The 18,597-nt window shown below is 59.8% G+C and carries 13 protein-coding genes, 2 rRNA genes and 1 pseudogene; 12 read left to right on the forward strand and 4 right to left on the reverse strand.

Annotated features, from left to right (window positions below; genetic code table 11):
* Positions 1 to 219 (forward strand): 23S ribosomal RNA (locus Q8L50_RS13630); the annotation flags it as partial.
* 144 nt (positions 220 to 363) lie between these two features.
* A 5S ribosomal RNA gene (rrf, locus tag Q8L50_RS13635) occupies positions 364 to 476 on the forward strand.
* 131 nt (positions 477 to 607) lie between these two features.
* Here rrf and Q8L50_RS13640 read toward each other — a convergent pair.
* Genes Q8L50_RS13640 through Q8L50_RS13650 form a run of 3 tightly spaced genes read right to left on the reverse strand, consistent with a single transcriptional unit; the run spans position 608 to position 4,029 of the window.
* The gene (locus Q8L50_RS13640) at positions 608 to 1,528 is read right to left on the reverse strand and encodes an MBL fold metallo-hydrolase (RefSeq protein ID WP_305349180.1); all 921 of its coding nucleotides are present in this window, start codon (positions 1,526 to 1,528) and stop codon (positions 608 to 610) included.
* 21 nt (positions 1,529 to 1,549) lie between these two features.
* Entirely contained in the window at positions 1,550 to 3,235 is a 1,686-nt protein-coding gene (locus Q8L50_RS13645) for an AMP-binding protein (RefSeq protein ID WP_305349181.1), read from the reverse strand.
* A gap of 59 nt (positions 3,236 to 3,294) precedes the next feature.
* Entirely contained in the window at positions 3,295 to 4,029 is a 735-nt protein-coding gene (locus Q8L50_RS13650) for a hypothetical protein (protein ID WP_305349182.1), read from the reverse strand.
* 68 nt (positions 4,030 to 4,097) lie between these two features.
* Between Q8L50_RS13650 and Q8L50_RS13655 the strand changes: the two genes are divergently transcribed.
* From Q8L50_RS13655 to Q8L50_RS13695, 10 genes and pseudogenes are all read left to right on the forward strand, one after another.
* On the forward strand, positions 4,098 to 4,604 hold the full coding sequence (locus tag Q8L50_RS13655; RefSeq protein WP_305349183.1) for a hypothetical protein: 507 nt from the start codon (positions 4,098 to 4,100) through the stop codon (positions 4,602 to 4,604).
* A 15-nt stretch (positions 4,605 to 4,619) separates the two neighbouring features.
* Positions 4,620 to 6,245: a GMC family oxidoreductase gene (locus Q8L50_RS13660; protein WP_305349184.1), complete on the forward strand. Its 1,626-nt coding sequence runs from the start codon at positions 4,620 to 4,622 to the stop codon at positions 6,243 to 6,245.
* Between the two features lie 25 nt (positions 6,246 to 6,270).
* Positions 6,271 to 7,197 carry a triacylglycerol lipase gene (locus Q8L50_RS13665; RefSeq protein WP_305349185.1) on the forward strand — a complete coding sequence of 309 codons (927 nt, stop codon included), beginning with the start codon at positions 6,271 to 6,273 and terminating at the stop codon, positions 7,195 to 7,197.
* Positions 7,198 to 7,276: 79 nt separating this feature from the next.
* Positions 7,277 to 8,395, forward strand: coding sequence for a response regulator (locus Q8L50_RS13670; RefSeq protein ID WP_305349186.1), 1,119 nt, complete (start codon positions 7,277 to 7,279; stop codon positions 8,393 to 8,395).
* Positions 8,396 to 8,473: 78 nt separating this feature from the next.
* Entirely contained in the window at positions 8,474 to 11,875 is a 3,402-nt protein-coding gene (locus tag Q8L50_RS13675) for a response regulator (RefSeq protein WP_305349187.1), read from the forward strand.
* A gap of 225 nt (positions 11,876 to 12,100) precedes the next feature.
* Positions 12,101 to 12,757 (forward strand): helix-turn-helix transcriptional regulator, encoded by a 657-nt coding sequence (locus tag Q8L50_RS13680; protein WP_305349188.1) that lies wholly within the window; start codon positions 12,101 to 12,103, stop codon positions 12,755 to 12,757.
* A gap of 67 nt (positions 12,758 to 12,824) precedes the next feature.
* Positions 12,825 to 13,484, forward strand: a complete 660-nt coding sequence (locus Q8L50_RS13685) for a Crp/Fnr family transcriptional regulator (protein WP_305349189.1) — start codon at positions 12,825 to 12,827, stop codon at positions 13,482 to 13,484.
* Positions 13,485 to 13,645: 161 nt separating this feature from the next.
* Entirely contained in the window at positions 13,646 to 14,590 is a 945-nt protein-coding gene (locus Q8L50_RS13690; RefSeq protein ID WP_305349190.1) for a M4 family metallopeptidase, read from the forward strand.
* Between the two features lie 102 nt (positions 14,591 to 14,692).
* Positions 14,693 to 14,824, forward strand: a pseudogene (locus Q8L50_RS18945) (zinc ribbon domain-containing protein); the annotation flags it as partial.
* A 120-nt stretch (positions 14,825 to 14,944) separates the two neighbouring features.
* Positions 14,945 to 17,953: an AAA family ATPase gene (locus Q8L50_RS13695; protein ID WP_370869804.1), complete on the forward strand. Its 3,009-nt coding sequence runs from the start codon at positions 14,945 to 14,947 to the stop codon at positions 17,951 to 17,953.
* On the opposite strand, the gene Q8L50_RS13700 is transcribed toward Q8L50_RS13695, so the two are convergent.
* On the reverse strand, positions 17,931 to 18,584 hold the full coding sequence (locus Q8L50_RS13700) for a class I SAM-dependent methyltransferase (RefSeq protein ID WP_305349192.1): 654 nt from the start codon (positions 18,582 to 18,584) through the stop codon (positions 17,931 to 17,933). The genes Q8L50_RS13695 and Q8L50_RS13700 overlap by 23 nt on opposite strands.
* Positions 18,585 to 18,597 lie beyond the last annotated feature (13 nt).

An 18,597-nucleotide genomic window follows, 5' to 3' on the forward strand; every position in this document is an offset into this window, starting at 1 on the left:
GGTGTACCGGTTGTCACGCCAGTGGCATTGCCGGGTAGCTAAGTTCGGAAGAGATAACCGCTGAAAGCATCTAAGCGGGAAACTCGTTTCAAGATTAGATCTGCCGGGGCCTTGAGCCCCCTAAAGAGTCGTTCAAGACCAGGACGTTGATAGGTCAGGTGTGGAAGCGCAGTAATGCGTTAAGCTAACTGATACTAATTGCTCGTGCGACTTGACCCTATAACTTTGATTGATTTCAAAGTTGTTATGCCCAAGTGACGCATTCAAAAACTGTGCTCGAAAGAGTGCAAGACATTAAATAAAAGCTGATTTGCTCTATGAATTCGATGGCTTGTTCGATGAACAAGTTGTCAAAAAGTTATGCCTGATGACCATAGCAAGTTGGTACCACTCCTTCCCATCCCGAACAGGACCGTGAAACGACTTAGCGCCGATGATAGTGCGGGTTCCCGTGTGAAAGTAGGACATTGTCAGGCTATTAAAGCGAGAAACGCCCAGTTGATTCAGTCAACTGGGCGTTTTCTTTTGTGCGTTCAAAAAGCGCATAAGCTCAGATGTAGAGCAGACATGGGCGAGAGGGCCGCTTGTTGTTCACGCATGCCATCTCTCAGGCATTAAAAATCATCGTCGCGTCTCGTGTGGCAGCTCCCGAGCGCACGAGGTCTTCCGTCAGATCAGCGAGCCAGTCATCGATGGAGATGGAGGAAAAAAATCTTTCCCGGATAAGCCGAAAATAACTGACCGAGCTGGCCCAACTCGACAGGTCATCTTGCTTTACCCGCTGCAACTCCAGCAGCTTGAACTTCAGCAGTACCTTGGCGGCGTGCCTTGCGTGGCGCCGCGGGTCTTTCGTAAACGCATCCAGCCGCTGGCGCGAGCGGTCCATGACTTCGGCGCTGTAGCGAAAAACAGCGCCGTGACCAGGCACAACCCAGCGCGGGGCCAGCCTTTCGATCATGTCCAGCGTTGCGCCTACTTCTGCAAAGGCGTTTTCACCCTCCAACTCGGGGAAGACAATGCCAAAGCCGTTCTCCCACAAGGCATCAGCTGATATCAACGTATGAGATACGGGTTCAAAGAGCACAACTGAATGTGGATCGTGCCCGGTCGCTGCATGGACCTCCCAATCTGCATCCGCCATACGAACGGTGGTTCCCGGCACAAGCAGGCCGTCAACAGTAAAGCGCGTACAGACCTGCCCGGTTGGTGCGTAAGTCAGTGCCGCTTCATCCCACACTGCAACCAGAGCGGCTTGCCCCGGCGGTATCAAGGTCCTAAGCTCGGGATACCTTACTTGAAGCGCTGCATTTCCACCACAGTGATCACTGTGCAGGTGGGTGTTGAGAAGACGATCCAGTGGACGCTCGCCCAAAAAACCACTCACCAGGTCGACCGTTTGGACCGCGTGTGTACTGTAGCCACTGTCTACAAGGACTGACTGCCGCGCATCCACGCACAAGATATTATTCGAAGACAGCCAGCCGCGCTCGAAAACATGAACGCCATCAGGCAGGTGCGGATGAGGCATCAATAAAACCGGCGAGCAACCTCAGGCGGTTGTGCGTAGTTCGCGCCTGAGGATCTTCCCGACGTTTGTTTTCGGCAGGTCGTCTCGAAACTCTATGTATTTCGGGCGCTTGTAGCCGGTCAAATTGTCCCTGCAATAGATGCTGATCTGGTCTTCGGTGAGGGAAGGATCGCTTCTGACAACAAATACCTTGATGGCTTCGCCCTGTTTTTCGTCGGTAATACCGATGGCAGCGCATTCGACCACACCGGGGCAAAGGGAGATCACGTTTTCGAGCTCATTCGGAAATACATTGAACCCGGACACGATGATCATGTCCTTTTTCCGATCGACAATTTTGGTGTAGCCCCTCTCGTCCATGATGCCGATATCGCCCGTACGCATGAAGCCGTCAGTTGTAAAAGCTTTCACGTTTTCTGCCGGCTGGCGGTAATAACCGGTCATTACTTGCGGACCCTTGATACAAATTTCACCTGGGTTGCCAAGGGAAACATCGCCACCCTCATCGTCCTTGATGGCGATATCAATACCCGGCAGCGGCAAACCGATCATTCCAGTGAACGTGGTATTGAGAATGGGGTTGTTGGTACCGATGGCGCAGGTCTCGCTCATGCCCCAGCCTTCTATCATCGGGCAACCTGTGACTTCCAGCCACTGTTTGGCCGTTCCTTCAGAGGCCGCCATGCCGCCAGCCTGCGAGACGCACAGGCTTGAAAAATCCACAGTCCGGATTTGCGGGTGTTGCAGCAGCGCGTTGAACAGGGTATTGACTGCCGGCAGCATATGAAAGGGGCGCTTTTTGAGCACCTCCACGAACTTTCCGAAATCGCGCGGATTGGGGATCAGCGTGAGGTGCGAGCCCCAGCGTATGGCCAGCAAGCACAATGTCAGGGCGAAAATGTGATACAGCGGCAGCGCGGCTATGCCGTTGGTCTTGCTGACATCCCCCAGCCGCCGCAATGCCGGCGTAAACCAGGCCTCTGCCTGAAGGATTGCCGCAACAATATTGCGATGGGTCAGCACCGCACCTTTGGACAAACCAGTGGTACCGCCGGTGTACTGCAAGAAGGCTATGGAATCGAGCGTGCTTTGCGCTGGCTTGAGTGCCATCTTCGCCCCATCAGCGATCACGCGCGTGAAAGGCGTGACTTGCCGGCCCGCGCTGAGTGGCAGCTTGTAGGCCGGTACCATCTTCGCAAGATGCCTGACAGCAAAAGTGATCCATCTACCGAACCAGAAGCCGAGCAGATCACCCATGGACGCGACCACTACGTTTTTGATGGGCGTCCTGTCGATGACCTCTTCCAGCGTGCTGGCAAAGTTCTCAAGAATGACAATGGTGGTTGCGCCGGAATCTACCAGCTGGTGTTCAAGCTCACGCGCTGTGTACAGCGGATTGACGTTAACGCAGGTGTAGCCAGCCCGTAAAACGCCTGCCATGGTGACCGCGAACTGCGGGATGTTCGGCAGCATGATGGCCACGCGGGCGCCGGGTTCCAGGCCAAGGTGCTGAAGCCACGCAGCCACTGCCGAAGACTGCTCATCGAGCTGACCGTAGGACATCCAACGATCCATACAGACCGAGAACGGGCGCGACGCATTCTTCCTGAACGAATCCTCCAGCAGCTGATTCAATGAGCGAAACTGCTCAGGATCGACGGTGTGTGGCACGCCCTCGGGGTAACTTTTGAGCCAGAACTTGTCCATTGAAATCTCCTTGTGGACCATTGTGTAAGGGCCGCCCCGCGTTGCGTATGGGGCTTGTCCTAGTCCACATGCTGAGAAGCAAGAAGTTGCTGCATTTTCGTCTCGCAGGCGACAGCATCCGCGTCAAAAAGCGAGCTGATCCACGCTGATTCACGCTCGCCCACCACGCGCAGAAACTCCGCCGCGCCGTTCATGTCGGCGAAGGCGTCAAAGCCCGCCTCCAGAAAGTGTTGCAGTGAGCTCAGCCCCGCCATGGCAGCCGGCGCTCGCATCATTTTGAGCAGCCTGCGCAAGCCAGGCGTTCGGGTCAGTCGATCCAGTTCTTCGCCCAGGTGCAGCACCGCCTGCAATTGTTGTTGCCTGGCCGGTCGGTCAGCGACCGCGCGCCAGCACTGGATGTAACGCTGTACCAAATCTGGTGCATCCGTACCCAGCCAGCACAGCGCCATTTGATCGTCCAGCTTTTCAGTCAAGGCGTGCACCTCGGCCAGGGTCGCCGCAGTGTCGGCCACCGCTACGGGAAAAAGCCTCGCGATGGTGTTGGCGATACGGGCAAACTGGTGGTCGCGTTGCTCGTAGTTGCGGTCGCCGTAAAGCTCATCGAGAAAAAAGAGCGCAGCCTGCCTGTAGCGTGCGGTTTTCAGCAGATCGGCATAGGTGGCCCTGAAGCGTCGGGCCTGAAACCGTTTGACCTCCACAAGGGCCGCGTGCAGCGACGGATTGGCAGCATGGCGCCGCCGCAGCACCGAAACGGCCTGCATGGCCTGGCGTATTCGGGGCGCTGATGAGTCCATATAAACACCGAGTTTATCTAGGTACCGTGCTCTAGCGAATTGAGAAGGTGCCATGCGAAACTCACACGATGCAAAGAAGAACCTTACTGCGGCTTGGGATCGCATCCGCAGCAGTACTGGGCATTGTCGGGGGCGGCGCCGCCTTGATGCAGGCCGGGCTGAACCAGGGCAAGCTCAGCCCCAGCGGGCGTGAGGTGTTTCGTGCCGTGGGGCGTGGGGTGCTTGATGTGAGTTTGCCAGCCGACGGCTTGAGCCGGCAAGCTGCGCTGGATGGTTTGCTCGAGCGCGTGGACCAGTTGACGCTGGCTTTGCCCCCGCATGCACAGAGCGAGTTGTCCCAGCTGCTGGCACTGCTGGCCAGCACCCCGGGACGCCACCTTATGGCCGGGCTGGGCCAAACCTGGACAAGTGCGACGGAGCTGGATATTCAACAGGCGCTCCAGGGCATGCGGATGTCTGGACTGGCGCTGCGCCAGCAGGCCTATGCCGCTCTGCATGACATCACGGCCGCCGCCTACTTTTCCGATAGATCTACCTGGCGATTACTCGGCTACCCCGGCCCTTCCCCGATCTGAAAGACAGCAAACAGCATGAGCCAATTCCAGGACCCGATCCGCGACGGTTTGAAGCGCGGATGGAAAGTACGAGGCGGTGCGCTAGGACCTGCACCTGCCGAGATTACCTGCGATGTGGCCATTGTGGGAAGTGGCGCTGGCGCCGGCATCACGGCTGAACTGCTCGCCAGGGCCGGCCTGCAAGTGGTGATGATTGAGGAGGGACCGCTTAAAAGCAGCAGTGACTTCAAGCAGCGTGAGTCAGAGGCCTATCCACAGCTCTATCAGGAGAGTGCCGCGCGCAAAACCGAAGACAAGGCGATCAACATCTTGCAGGGTCGCTGTGTGGGCGGCTCTACCACCGTCAACTGGACCAGCTCCTTCCGCACGCCGGCGGCTACCTTGCAGTTCTGGCGCGACAAATTTGCCCTTGAAGATTTCAGCCCGGAGGCCTTGGCGCCCTACTTCGCGCAAGCCGAAACCAGGCTCAACATCCTGCCCTGGCTCACCCCGCCGAATGAAAACAACGACCTGTTGCGGCGCGGCGCAGCCAAGCTTGGCATTTCAGCCGCCGCGATTTCCCGCAACGTGAAGGGTTGCTGGAACCTGGGCTCTTGCGGACTGGGCTGCCCGACCAACGCCAAACAATCGATGCTGGTCACCACCATTCCGGCAGCGCTGGAGCTGGGCGCACAACTGCTGACGGAAATGCATGTAGAAAAGTTCGAGCTTGCCAACGGCAAGGTGACAGCGCTTCATTGCCATGCTGTGATGCCAAATGGGGCTCCAGCCCATACAGACCGTGCGCAAACAGCTACTAAAATCATAGCAAAACATTATGTGCTGGCGGCTGGCGCCATCAATTCCCCCGCCGTATTGCTGCGCTCCAACGCGCCTGATCCGCACGGCTTGCTTGGTGCCCGGACTTTCCTGCATCCGGTGGTGATGAGCTCCAGCGTGTTTGACCAGAAGGTTGAGGCCTGGAACGGTGCGCCGCAAACCATCTACACCGATCACTTTCTGGACACCCAGGCCATTGATGGCGCCATGGGCTACAAGCTTGAAGCCCCGCCGCTGCATCCGGTCATTTTTGCCTCGACGGTTCCTGGCTTTGGCCAAAGCCAAAAAGAGCTGCTGCAGAGCTTCCCGCACAACCACACCCTGCTGGCCCTTCTGCGCGACGGCTTTCACGACGAGTCGCGTGGCGGCAAGGTCAAGCTGCGCGGCGACGGCTCAGCCGTGCTCGACTACGCGCTGACCGGCTATGTGATGGACGGCGCGCGTCGCGCCCTGCTATCGATGATGGAAATCCAGTTTGCTGCGGGTGCGCGGCAGGTGCTGCCGCTGCATGAAATGGCCCAGCCTTACACCACCTGGCCCCAGGCCAGGGACGCCGTCAACGCCCTGCCCATGAAACCCATGCTGACCAAGGTCGTGAGCGCCCACGTCATGGGCGGTTGCGGTCTGGGTGGCCAGGAAAAGCTCGGCGTCGTCCGGCCGGACGGCGTGCATTGGCAACTTGAAAACCTCTCGGTACATGATGGGTCCATTTTCCCCACCAGTATTGGCGCCAATCCCCAGTTGTCCATCTACGGCGCGGTCAACCGACTGGCGCAAGGGCTGGCCAAAAGGCTCACCGGGCGTGAGCTGGCGCTGGCCTGATCAGGCCAGCCAAGACGGCTGATCCATGCTGGCACGCCTTCAGCGGTTCATCACCCTCACGCTGCTTGCTGCCGCGTTGACCTGGCTGCTTGTATTTTGGGATCGATCGGCGCTGCTGGCTCTGGCCGGATTTGCCGCCGTGTTGTTTGGGTACTCCGGTTTCCTGGCGCTGGAGTTCCTGGCACTGCGATGGGCCAATCGCCAGGACCCCACCCCCCAACCGTCCTGGAAAGAACTGGCCGCAGCCTGGCTGGGCGAGACACGGGTAGCGCCCCGGGTTTTCTGCTGGCGTCAGCCATTTCGTTCAAACGCCATTCCGGATCAGCTCTCTGCAGATTGCGTGGTGGCGGGCAAGCGCGGTGTGGTGTTTATTCATGGCTTTTTCTGCAATCGCGGCTTCTGGACCCCCTGGTTGAAACAGCTTCAGGGATCGGGCCATGCCTTTGTGGCGGTGAACCTGGAACCCCCTTTTGCCTCTATTGACGATTACGCACCGGTCATTGAGGACGCCGTTCAGCGCGTGACTGCGGCGACCGGCTTGCCACCCTTGTTGGTCTGTCACAGCATGGGCGGGCTGGCAGCTCGCGCCTGGTTAAAGGCCATGCAGGCAGAGCCACGCATCGCGCATGTCGTTACGCTGGGGACGCCGCATCGTGGTACCTGGCTGGCTCGTTTCAGCCCTCTCGCCAATGGCCGGCAGATGCAGCTGTCCGGGCGCTGGCATCAGGCTCTGGATGTTGGCATGCATCCTGACCGCCCTGCCTTGTTTACCTGCTGGTATTCCAACTGCGACAATATTGTTTTCCCAAGTGCCACCGCCTCGCTGCCGGGCGCAGACAACCGGTTGCTGCGCGGTGCGGCCCATGTGCAACTGGCCTTTTTGCCAGAAGTGATGCGCGCCACACTGGACTTGCTGAAGGCGGCGGGTAAAACCAGCCAGATTTCCGATTGAAGTACCACTTTAGTTGCATTTTGTGTAAGCTGGAGGCCGGATTGGCGGGAAACGCCGTCGGAAAAAGTTAGGGATAAAAATGCCTCTGATCGTGGTGATGGAAGACGACGCTGCCACGCGCACCCTGGTAGCGTCGGTGCTCAGGAAAGACGGGTATGAAGTGTTGTCCGCCGAAAACGGGCTTTCAGGTCTGGAGCTGGTTCGGCATAACAAGCCCGATCTGGTCATCAGCGATGTGCAGATGCCTCTGATGGACGGGTTTGCCATGTTGCAGGCCCTGCGTGCTGACCCGGCCATATTGCACACGCCAGTGGTATTGCTGACGTCGCTGCAAGAGCGGGCGCACATGCGAATCGGCATGACCAGCGGGGCCGACGACTACATCACCAAGCCGTTTCGGCCCGGTGAGTTGCGCGAAGCGGCCGCAGCCCAGCTCAACAAACGGCACATGCAGGCGGCGGTGCAAACCATGGCAGTTGAGGCCGCTGTTCAGGCCGCGCTCGAAGAGCAAAAGCATCGCCTCGCCCGGCTTTATGAACGAAAACTCGCTGCAGAGCTGAGCGACAAGTGGCCCGCCGAAGACGCTGCGGTGCAGGACGAAAAATTTTCCAACGCCACAGTCCTTTTTGTTGACGTCCTCAACTACGCCAGCCTGGCAGAAAAACTCTCCAGCACCGAGCTTGGTGATGTGGTGCGGCAGTTTTATAACAACGCCGGCGACACGGTGCATCTGTTCGGCGCCCGCCACATGCAGTTTATTGGGGAAGGCCTGCTGGTCGTCTTTGTGGACAGCGCAGACACCAGCTCTGTCAACCATGGTTTGCGTGCGGCTCGCGCGGCGCTGGGACTTGTCGATTCAGCCCGGCGGGTTCAACAGTTCCTCAACCTTCGTTTTCCATCGCACGGTTTGCCGCGTTTTGATGTCAGCGTTGCCTTGAACAGCGGACCTGTGGCGTTTGCCAGGCTCGAAGATCCCTTGCACGGCGGCGTGCAAATCCTGCCCGTCGGTGACACAGTGAGCGCCACCTTGCTGCTGCAAAAGCAGGCCAACAAAGCCGGCTGGCAAATTGCTGCAAGCGTGGCGATGCTGCGGGGCGTCACCGGGGCCGTCAATACGGGAGGCCGAGCGTTGATTGCCCTGCCCGGACGCACGGCGGCGCTGGACGCGGCCGAGTTGCTCGGTCTGGCGCTGGCCTGAAAAACTTGATAAGTCGCCCCTGGCCTGAGAAAAATGTCTGACGCAGCTGACTCCCGCAGCCCGCGAAGGACACTGTCCTTGCGGACTGTTCTGGTGACCAGCTTGCTGGTGTTTGCACTTTTCCCGGCCCTGATCGTGGCAGGTCTCATGGGACGCAGCAGCTCCCAGGCGATTGAGGATTTGACTGGCGGCATTCTTTTCAATGTCGCGTCGCGGGTGCAATCGGGCACCGAAGCGCACCTGGGCCAGGCTGTCACGGCGCTGAATGGCCTGTTTCCCGAGCGCATGAGCCCCATGCAGACGGAACAGGCGCGCGACTGGTTGCGCAACAGCGCAGGCCTGGAGCCGATGGCCTTTTCGCTGGTGCGCCAGACGCCCGATGTGCCCAGCCTGTACTTTGGAAACAACCGGGGTGAGTACTTTTCTGTGGACAACACCGGCGATGGCGCTGCGGTGTTGATTCGTGGTCCCACTGACGCGGGCCTTCAGGCCTTCAGCGCCCGGCGCCCCGGTGACCGAAGCCGACCTATGGCGATCGAGCAGGGTAATTTTGAGCCCCGTACCCGAACCTGGTACCAGGGCGCCCTGGTCGCGAAAGGCCGGGTTTTCTCGCCCATACGTGTGATCCCGGGCAAGTCGCAGTTGCTGGTGACGTTGTCACAGCCGGTGTACGACAACGACGGTGGTGCTTCTGGCGTTTTTGGCGTGGACCTCCACCTGCAGCGGCTTGCGGACCTGCTTCAGACACAACGTATCAGCGCGCGTGGTGCCGCCTTTATCGTGGATGAACTTGGCCTGATGGTGGCGGGGTCCGCCGGTGATCCCCTGCTGGACGACGCGCCAAGCCCGCCAACGCGGCGCAGCCCACAAGACAGTGCCAATCGAGTCATCCGCGAAAGCTTTGCGGCTTTACAGTTGGCCCAGGCTCGTAAAAGTGAAGACTCGGTCGCCAGCAACACGGATCTTCAGCGCTTGCCCATGGCGGGCGATGCCCTGATGATGGTACAGCGGCCATTTGGTCAGGCCCTTGGCTTGCGCTGGACGCTGGTCGTGGCGGCGCCAGAGAGCGACTTCACGGCCGATATCCACCGCGCCTGGAAAATTTCGCTGTCCGTGATGGCTGCACTGGTTTTACTCGGCGCGCTCGCTGCGGTGTATGTGGCCAATCGCATCGGAAGCAGATTGCGGCGACTCAGTCAGGCCGCCCAGCAGTTGGGCCGGGGTGAGATTCCAAGGATAGACAGCCGCACCCATTTGCGTGAGGTCATGGCCTTGTCCAGGGTCATGCACGACAGCGCGGAGCAGCTCAGGAGTTATCGCGCGGAAGTGAAGGCCAAAACCCGCCTCATCGAAGAGGCCAACGACATGCTGGAGGACCGGGTTGCCCGCCGGACGGTGGAGCTGCTGGCCTCGCGCGAAGAGGCCTTGCAGGCTGCAAAGGCCAAGGCAGCATTCCTGGCAACCATGAGCCACGAGATCCGTACGCCGCTCAACGGTGTGGTGGGCATGAGTACCCTGCTGGCTGAAACGGCGCTGGATGACGAGCAGAGGGACTACCTGCAAACCATCAGGCTTTCCAGCGATCAGCTACTGGCCGTGATCAACGACATTCTGGATTTTTCGAAAATCGAGTCCGGCAAGCTCGATCTGGAGGCCGAGCCCCTGAGCCCGCGCAACACCATCGAGGAAGCCTGTGACATCGCCGCACCACGCGCGCGGGAGAAAAATCTGGAGCTCATCGTGGATGTGCCCGAGGCAGCACGCGGGGGCATGCCCGCGCCGCCCGCTGCGATTCTGGGTGACGTGACGCGGCTTCGCCAGGTGCTGATCAATCTGATCAACAACGCCATCAAGTTCACCGAAAAAGGTGAGGTGACAGTGACCATGCGGCAACTCCCCAACCCCGCTGATGAGGGCCGCATGCGCATCGAGTTTCGCGTATCTGATTCCGGTATCGGTATTTCCCCGGACCGGGTCAGTGGGTTGTTTCAGGCCTTTACCCAGGTCGATGCGTCGACCACCCGCAAATACGGAGGCACAGGCCTCGGGCTGGCCATCTGCAAGCGGCTGGTTGAGCTGATGGGCGGCGATATCGGAGTGGAGAGTACGCCCGGCAAGGGCTCTACCTTCTGGTTCACCATCCAGGCGCTGGCGGCAGATATGCCCGCGGCCAGGATGGTTGATGCGGCTGCGCTGCATGGCAGGCGGGCGCTGGTGGTGGACGATCACGTGACCAATGTGCGGGTGCTGACCCGGCAGCTGCAGCTGTGGGGTATGCAGGTCAGCAGCGCCGAATCGGGCGCGCGCGCCCTTGGCCTTCTGGGGCAGGCCGGTTTGGCCAAGCCCCACATCATCATCACCGATATGCACATGCCCGAGATGGACGGCGTCAGCCTGGCCCAGGCCATCAAGTCCCGGCCCGATCTGGCGCAGGTGCCACTGGTGCTGCTGACTTCGGGTTTCATGCCGCCAGGCCATGAAGCTGCCGCGTTGTTTGAAGTGCGGCTGCTCAAACCTGCCAGGCAAAAGCAGCTTTTTGACGCTTTGACGCGGTGTCTGTCAACCGAAAGCAGGCAACTGACCGTGGCCGATGCGCCGGTGACTTTTACCGGCAGTGGGGAAAAAGACTTCACCCTGCTGGTGGTGGACGACAACGCCGTCAACCTCAAGGTGGCCTGCGCGATGCTCGCCAAACTGGGTTACCGCACCCAGACCGCCCTGGACGGCCGGGAGGCGGTGCAGATGGTGGCACGCGCGCATGGTGCCGGCGCGCGTTTTGGTGCGGTGCTCATGGACATCAACATGCCGCGCATGAACGGCTTTCAGGCGACCCAGCAGATTCAGTCCATGATGGGTAAAAAGGCGCCGCCCATCATCGCCCTGACGGCTGCCGCGTCGCTCGAGGACCGCGCCCGCTGCACGGCGGCCGGTATGGATGACTACCTGACCAAACCGCTTTACGTTGCTGCGCTGGCGCAGACGCTGGAGCGCTGGCTGCCACAAATGCTTTCCACCACGGAAGGGTCGACCCGATTTCCCCGGCACGGCGCAGCGGGTGATCGCAGGGACAGCTCTGTCCCGGCGTCCGGTCAAGGCGTGCCCGTGCTGGCAGAAAAACCCCGGCGGGCCGCAGAACCATTGCTGATGGATCTGGACCGCCTGGCGCAGTTCAAGGAGTTCGACGACGACCAGCTCACCATGACGCGGGAAGTGATAGCCCTCTTTGCTGCCGACGCCAACCAACGGCTGAAGGCCATTGAGGAAAGCATCGCAGCCAACGATGCGGTTGCCTTGGCTTGGGCTGCGCACGCGCTGATAGGCGCGACTAGTAACGTCGGAGCCGTGGCCATGCAGACGGTCTGTAGCGAGCTGGAGGCTGAAGCAAAGGCCGGTGTGGTGCCAGCCAACGCCTGGGAGCAGCTGCAAAGGTTGCGAGGCTACTGGACCAAGACCCGCGCTCTTCTTGATTCTTGGGTCTGAGGCGTCAACGGATGCAATTACAGCATGGATGAAGCTGAGTGCGAGCGCTAACTTTCAATCTTGTTTTTCTTGCAAAACCCACATCCGTCCCTTCAGGGTGCCAGCATGAATCTGCGGCTGAAACTTGTGAATTTAGTCACACCTTGAAGGCTACATATTCACTACCCAGAGACGCGCCCCGTCTCTACGCTTGACAACTTGTAACGGTTGTAAGGCACACTGAAAATGAACTCTCTGCTGAATTCCGGCCTGGTCGAGGCCCTGCGGTCCGATGACACCCATTCACTCGATACGGCCCCCGACCTGCTTGCCCAGCTGGTGGACGTACTCGCGCACGGCGTAGTGGTTGTCACCGAACGCGGTCAGGTGGTGCATGTCAATCAGGCTGCCCGTACCGAACTGGGTTGCGGGCGCGCGCTGGGGGAGGCACGGGGAGAGATTCATGCGGTGACACCGGGCGACAGGCGGGTGCTGCTAAACGCATTGAATCTGGCCGCAGCCGGCAAACGCAGCCTGATCAACCTGTCCGGGTGTGGCTCAAGCTTGAGCCTGGCGGTTGTGCCGCTCAAACAAGACGGCGATGACTGGGAGATACGCATCGCCCTGCTGTTTGCGCGGGCAGAGGTGTGCGAGTCCGGCATGTTCGGGTTTTTTGCCCGCAGTTATGGCCTGACACAGACCGAGGAGCAGGTGCTGGCGATCTTGTGCCGGGGGTTGAGTACCCCGGAGATTGCAGTGCAACTGAAGGTGGCCGTGTCCACCGTTCGCAGTCATGTGCGCAGCTTATGTGCCAAAACCGCCTCCAGCGGGGTACGGGAGTTGGTCAACCGCGTGGCGGTTTTGCCCCCCGTGGCACCGCTTCAGCTGGCCCGAATACACTAAAAAAGCGCTTCTAACAGCCTCCCCGGGCCACACTGCTGGCCCGTCGCGTGCTAGATTACGGCTCATCATGAGCACGTCCACTCCTTCCAACGAAGACCTCTTCACACCCTTGCTGCCTGAGCTGCGCTCCCTGGCGCGGCGAGGTGTGCAGCGTACGTACCGAAAAAACGCGGTGTTGATCAACGAAGGGGAGGCAGGCGACAGCCTGTTTGTGCTGCTCAAAGGCAGTGTCAAGGTTTTTGCGATGGACGAAAGCGGCCGCGAAATCACCTACGGCACAGTTCATGCCGGGGACTATTTTGGCGAGATGTCACTCGATGGCGGCCCCCGCTCCGCCTCTGTCATGACGCTGGAGCCATGTACATGTTCGGTGCTCAGTCGCGCCGATGTCAGCGAGCACCTGGTGGAAGAGCCTGAATTTGCCATCAACCTGGTGGTACAGGTCATACGCAGGGCGCGTTCAGCCACAGAAACAGCGCGCAATATGGCGCTGCTTGATGTGTACGGGCGGCTGGTGGCCTTGCTGGAAGAGCGTCGCGAAGGCGCGACCGAGGGCGAAGGAAACAGCGCGACGCTGGAATCCATCACCCACCAGGACATCGCCAACCGCGTCGGTGCCTCGCGTGAGATGGTCAGCCGCCTGCTCAAAGACCTTGAAAAAGGTGGCTACATCGAGCTCGGCATCCGCCGCATCACGCTGCTCAAAAAACTGCCCAGCCGCTGGTAGTCGACGGGCCAGACGCGGTGAAGTCGGCCTATTGCTGCGCATGTTTTGCGGTTCCCGCCAAGCTGCTCAGAAAGCTGGCTGACAAGGCCCCAGCGCCTGACCGCCCTGTTCTTCATGGCCATATTGAAGCGGCGGCGCGCCTTCGTACCCAGCGCAGCGCCTTGGGCGCACAGCGTGCCAGTGCCGCGCCTACGCATACGCACCCGTCTCATCCGAATTACCGGCGGAGTATTTTCGACCTCGCTTCAGGAACAGAGCTTCCCGGCAAGCCCCTGCGGGACGAGGGCGACGGCCCGGTGTCAGATGCGGCGGCCAACCACGCCTACGACAACACCGGCATCACGCTGGACTTCTACGTCCAGGTTCTGGGTCGGCGCTCGATTGACAACCGGGGAATGCGGGTTGAATCATCGGTGCATTTCGGCAAAAACTTTGGCAACGCGATGTGGACGGGCGAGCGCATGGTTTATGGCGACGGCGACCAGGATGTCAGTGGGTTCCCGATGGCGCTGGACATCATTGCCCATGAGCTCACCCACGGCGTGACACAGCACATGATTGCCGGCGGTCTGGGTGTGGTCCGGGTGCCGCTGAAAGACCGCCAATTCAAGGAACAGACGCATGATTTGCGCGGCCAGGCCGGTGCGCTCAATGAGTCCTTCTCGGACGTGGTGGGCAGCATGGTCAAGCAGTGGCATGCGGGTCAGGACGTGACCCAGGCCAACTGGCTGCTGGGTGAACACCTGCTTGCCCCGCAGCATGGGCGGGCCATCCGATCCCTGAAAGACCCTGGCAACCGCAAACTCACCTGGTACGAAGACGAGCAATACAACAGCATGGACGGGTATTCAGACGGTGCAGATGTGCACGACAGCTCGGGTGTGCCCAACCATGCGTTTTACCTGGCGGCACAAAAAATAGGCGGATATTCGTGGGAAAAAGCCGGACTCGTCTGGTACGAGGCCTTTGCGAAACTCAAACCCAAAGCCAGCTTCAAAGACGCAGCGCAAGCTACGCAGCAAGTGGCCACCCAGCGTTTTGGCAGCAAGTCCAAAGAATATCAGGCCATTACATCCGCATGGCAAGCGGTGAAGGTAATCACCTGAACGCCAGTACGAATACCTTGCTTTGACGCAAACGGTATGCAAGCATTGATAATGACCAGCGTTGCAAACGCTTGATCAGATCATTGCCAAGAACGCGAGAAAATGCCTCTGCACTGTTTTTCCTGCAAGACCGTCAACCCCGACGGGAACCGGTTCTGCGAAGCTTGCGGAGCAGGCTTGGCGCTGGTTTGCCGTCAATGCGGGCAGGAGTGCAGTCCATCAGCCCGGTTTTGTGGTGCTTGCGGTGCACCGCAGGCAAGCGCGGGTCCGGCAGCGGTAGCCGCAGCTGCCCTGCCGGCTGCTCTGCCGGCCATCTCCGCTGCGCCAGCCTGGGGTGAGCTCAAACAGGCCACCGTGCTGTTCGCCGACATTGTGGGTTCTACCGAACAGATCGCCGAACTGGATGCCGAGCAGGCGATGGATCGTCTAGGCCCGGCTTTGGCGCTGATGTGCGAGTCGATCGAAATATTCTCCGGCACCGTGGTCAGAACCATGGGCGACGGCGTGATGGCCTTGTTCGGCGCGCCGAAAGCGCTTGAAGGCCACGCCCTGCTGGCCTGCGAAGCGGCGTTCCACATGCAGCGGGCATTCCAGGGGGATGGCCTGGGCTTTCGTATTCGTGTTGGCATGCATTCCGGTCAGGTCGCCTCTGATCCGCAGCAGGCCGATGGCCGTGGCGGCGGTGCGCACGGACTGACGATTCACCTGGCGAGCCGGGTGGTGGGCCTGGCCGAACCGGGCGGCATTTGCGTGACTGAAAGCTGCTACGCGCTGCTGCGCTCAAGCTGCGATGTGCGTTTTTTGGGCAAGCATCTCCTCAAAGGGATTTCCGGACACACCGGCATTTACGCCTTGATGGAGCTGAAGGCCGCCACCACCAATCGCCTCACGCAGCAAGGCAGCTTGACACCGTTTCTGGGACGGGCCGACGAAATGGAGGTTCTCAAGCAGGCACTGCGGCTGACCGAGAGAGGCCAGGCACGGGCGGTGGGGATTTCAGGGGAGCCTGGCGCCGGCAAAAGCCGCCTTTGCCATGAGTTCATCCAGTGGTGCAGCAGCCATTCCATCCCCGTTTTTGAGGTACGAGCGCAACCCTACGGCCATGCCATGCCCCTGCAGCCAGGGTTGAGTCTTCTGCGGACCTTCTTTTTCCGCATTCCCCCGACAGACGATGCTGCTGCCGCCAGAGCCCGAATTGCCGCGCGCCTGACCGAACTGGGCACCCCGGCGGATGCCGATCTGGCCCTGCTCTATGATTTTCTAGGCGTGGCCGAGGCAGACAGTGTGCTGCTGCCGGGGCTCAATCCCAAGTTGCGTCATGCCCGCCTGCTCAGCCTGGTGCGTGAACTCGTCAAACATGATGCCGCCACCACTTGCGTGATCCTGATCGAAGACCTGCATTGGCTGGACGAAGCCAGTGAAGAGTTTGTGGCAACCCTGGTGGAAGCCGCAGCCGGCACCCAGACCATGGTGGTCCTCAACTTTCGGCCCTCCTATCGCCTGCCCTGGGCGCAGTTCGATAACTTTCAGAAAGTCGAGCTGGACCAGCTGAGTAGCAGTGAGATTGAACACCTGGTGCGGTCCCTGATCGGCCCGCGCCAGGAGCTTCACGAGATTTGCCGCCTGGTCGTGCAGCGAAGCGGCGGCAACCCGTTTTTTGCGGAAGAGCTGGTGCGCTCTTTGGCCGACGGCGGCTTTTTGGCAGAAGGGGCCGATCTTCGGGCTGAGGCCCTTGAGGCGATAGAACGCTCGCTGCCGCCGACGGTGCAGGCGGTGATTGGCGCCCGGCTGGACCGGCTTGGCGAGCCTGAAAAAACCCTGCTGCAAATGTGCGCCATCATTGGCAAAGAGATTCCCCTGGCGGTGCTGGAGCACATGGCCAGCCCGCTTGCCAGCGTGATCGAAAAGGGTCTGGACGGCCTGTGCCATGCCGAGCTGATTCTTCCGCAACCAGCGGTGGGCGGGCGGCGTTTTGCGTTTCGCCACCCGCTGATTCAGGAGGTGGCCTACAGCACCCAGCTCAAAGTGCGGCGTGGCCCACTGCATTGCGCGGTGGCACTGGCCATGGAGGTTTATTACCGCGACCAGCTCGACGAATACGCGGCCCTGATTGCCTACCACTACGAATCAGCCGGGCAACCGGTAGATGCTGCTCACCATTCCTCGCGCGCAGCGCAGTGGGTGGGTTCGACTAACGCGGCATTGGCCATCAAGCACTGGCACAAGGTGCGCGCGCTGTTGCATGGTCAGGCCCGGTCGTCCAGGGCAGACAGCCTGAGGGTGCGGGCTGGCGGGCAGATTGCAGTGCTTGGCTGGCGCGAAGGCCTGGTTTTGCAGGAAGTACAGCCCTTTATCGACGAGGCAATGGCGCTTGCAGGCGAGGTAGACAATCGCCTGATTCAGTTGTTGCTTATGGTTGAAGGACGAATGCTGCAGGCCAGTGGTGGCCCGGCTGACGGCTATGTTGAACGTCTTCTAAAGGCGTTGGCGCTGATGCCGGTCGGGGCGGACTTGGGACGCGCCGCTACTCTCAACGCGGCGTTGAGCCAAGCCTATGCGTGGGCAGGCCTGCTACCTCAGGCTCTGGCGGCCAACGATATCGCCCTCCGGGATATGGAGAAAATTGACAGGCTTGACCGCGAATTCATAGGGTTCAGCATCGAACACTGGGTGATGGGGATGAGGGGGCGGCTGTTGACGCGGCTGGGTCGCCTGGAAGAGGCCGAGCAGTGCCTTAAAGAGTTGCTTGTACTCGGGCAGTCATCTAATGATCCGGTCATCCTTCAATTTGCCCATTTCGGTCATGTGGATCTGGCCTGGTGCCGCAAAGACCCGGCACTGGCGCTGGCGCATTCCACGCGTGTTGCGGAAATTGCCGAAAAACATGAAGGACCTTATCTGCGCGTGTTTGCGCTGAGCTGTTTAGCGTTGGCGGCCAGCATTGGCGGCGATTTCGAGACTGCTCAACGCACCTTCTCTCAAGCATTGATCCTCGTTCGGAACGCCAAGGTGGCGATGGAGTTTGAGACTGAAATCCTGGCCAGCCTCGCCGAATGCCATCGTGGACTTGGTAGGTTTGAGCAGGCACTGGACGTTGCCCGCGAGGCGATTACCCTCTCTCGCCAGAGATGCACGCGCTTGCCCGAATGCAGGGCCCTCATTACCTGCGCAGCCGCGATGCTTGATACCCACGGGTTGGCAAGTGCCGTGGAGGCTAGAGCGCTGTTCGCTGAGGCGGAAGGTTTGGTGCGTATGACCGGGGCCTCGATTTACGAGGAACTCCTGGCGCGTGAGCAGTTCCGTCTAACCGAGCCTGCGGGCGAACCTCAGGGGGTTAATTTCATCGTCGGACAAGCAGCGTGAACTCACGCATGCCGTAATCGGCGATCAACTCAGCCGTCGCATTGAACTGCTTTGTGCAGTAACGTATCCAGACCTCGGGAGCGGTGCGGTACAACTCGGGAATGACTTGCATGTCCCGACTGATCGGTGTCAGGAAATTAATGGCAAAGCCAAGTCGGCTGGTCGCATTCATCTCGGTCAAGGTTTTCTTTATAAACAAGTTCCAGAGCCCAACGGGCTGGGCAAGCTTGACGTTAAAAATCCCGCTGGCCATCGAATAATCCGCTACCCGCGGAATTGAAGCAGTGGCAACAAATTGCGCTCGGATGTTCGCACCGTAAGATGGCTTGACCTGCTCGAGCATGGCCTTAGAAAGATCGGTGCCAAGGTAATCGATCTTCGAGGCCCGATGGCGCCTTGATAAAAAATCTGCGAGCGCGCCATAACCGCACCCAACGTCATTCAGCGAAAACGGCTGATCAAAATTACACAATTTGAGGAGCTGAATAAAACGCAGCTCCTGAGTCGGCTTGCAAGTCCAGTCCACCCCGAGGGCCGTCGCCCCATGCTGCAAGACCTTTTGTGTGTAGTAGCGTTCGATGCCCGAATGCAGGCTTGAAATTTTTTGATCGGGGGAGGATGCCCTTGTCACCACAGTCGCATTC

The organism is Polaromonas sp. (genome assembly GCF_030680935.1).
Lineage (GTDB): Bacteria > Pseudomonadota > Gammaproteobacteria > Burkholderiales > Burkholderiaceae_C > Polaromonas.

Excerpts from the sequence above, each read along its gene's own strand:
- Q8L50_RS13640 (WP_305349180.1), bottom strand. The coding sequence starts at position 1,528 with ATGCCTCATCCGCACCTGCCTGATGGCGTTCATGTTTTCGAGCGCGGC.
- Q8L50_RS13660 (WP_305349184.1), top strand. The coding sequence starts at position 4,620 with ATGAGCCAATTCCAGGACCCGATCCGCGACGGTTTGAAGCGCGGATGG.
- Q8L50_RS13680 (WP_305349188.1), top strand. The coding sequence starts at position 12,101 with ATGAACTCTCTGCTGAATTCCGGCCTGGTCGAGGCCCTGCGGTCCGAT.
- Q8L50_RS13670 (WP_305349186.1), top strand. The coding sequence starts at position 7,277 with ATGCCTCTGATCGTGGTGATGGAAGACGACGCTGCCACGCGCACCCTG.
- Q8L50_RS13665 (WP_305349185.1), top strand. The coding sequence starts at position 6,271 with ATGCTGGCACGCCTTCAGCGGTTCATCACCCTCACGCTGCTTGCTGCC.
- Q8L50_RS13645 (WP_305349181.1), bottom strand. The coding sequence starts at position 3,235 with ATGGACAAGTTCTGGCTCAAAAGTTACCCCGAGGGCGTGCCACACACC.
- Q8L50_RS13655 (WP_305349183.1), top strand. The coding sequence starts at position 4,098 with ATGCAAAGAAGAACCTTACTGCGGCTTGGGATCGCATCCGCAGCAGTA.
- Q8L50_RS13650 (WP_305349182.1), bottom strand. The coding sequence starts at position 4,029 with ATGGACTCATCAGCGCCCCGAATACGCCAGGCCATGCAGGCCGTTTCG.
- Q8L50_RS13685 (WP_305349189.1), top strand. The coding sequence starts at position 12,825 with ATGAGCACGTCCACTCCTTCCAACGAAGACCTCTTCACACCCTTGCTG.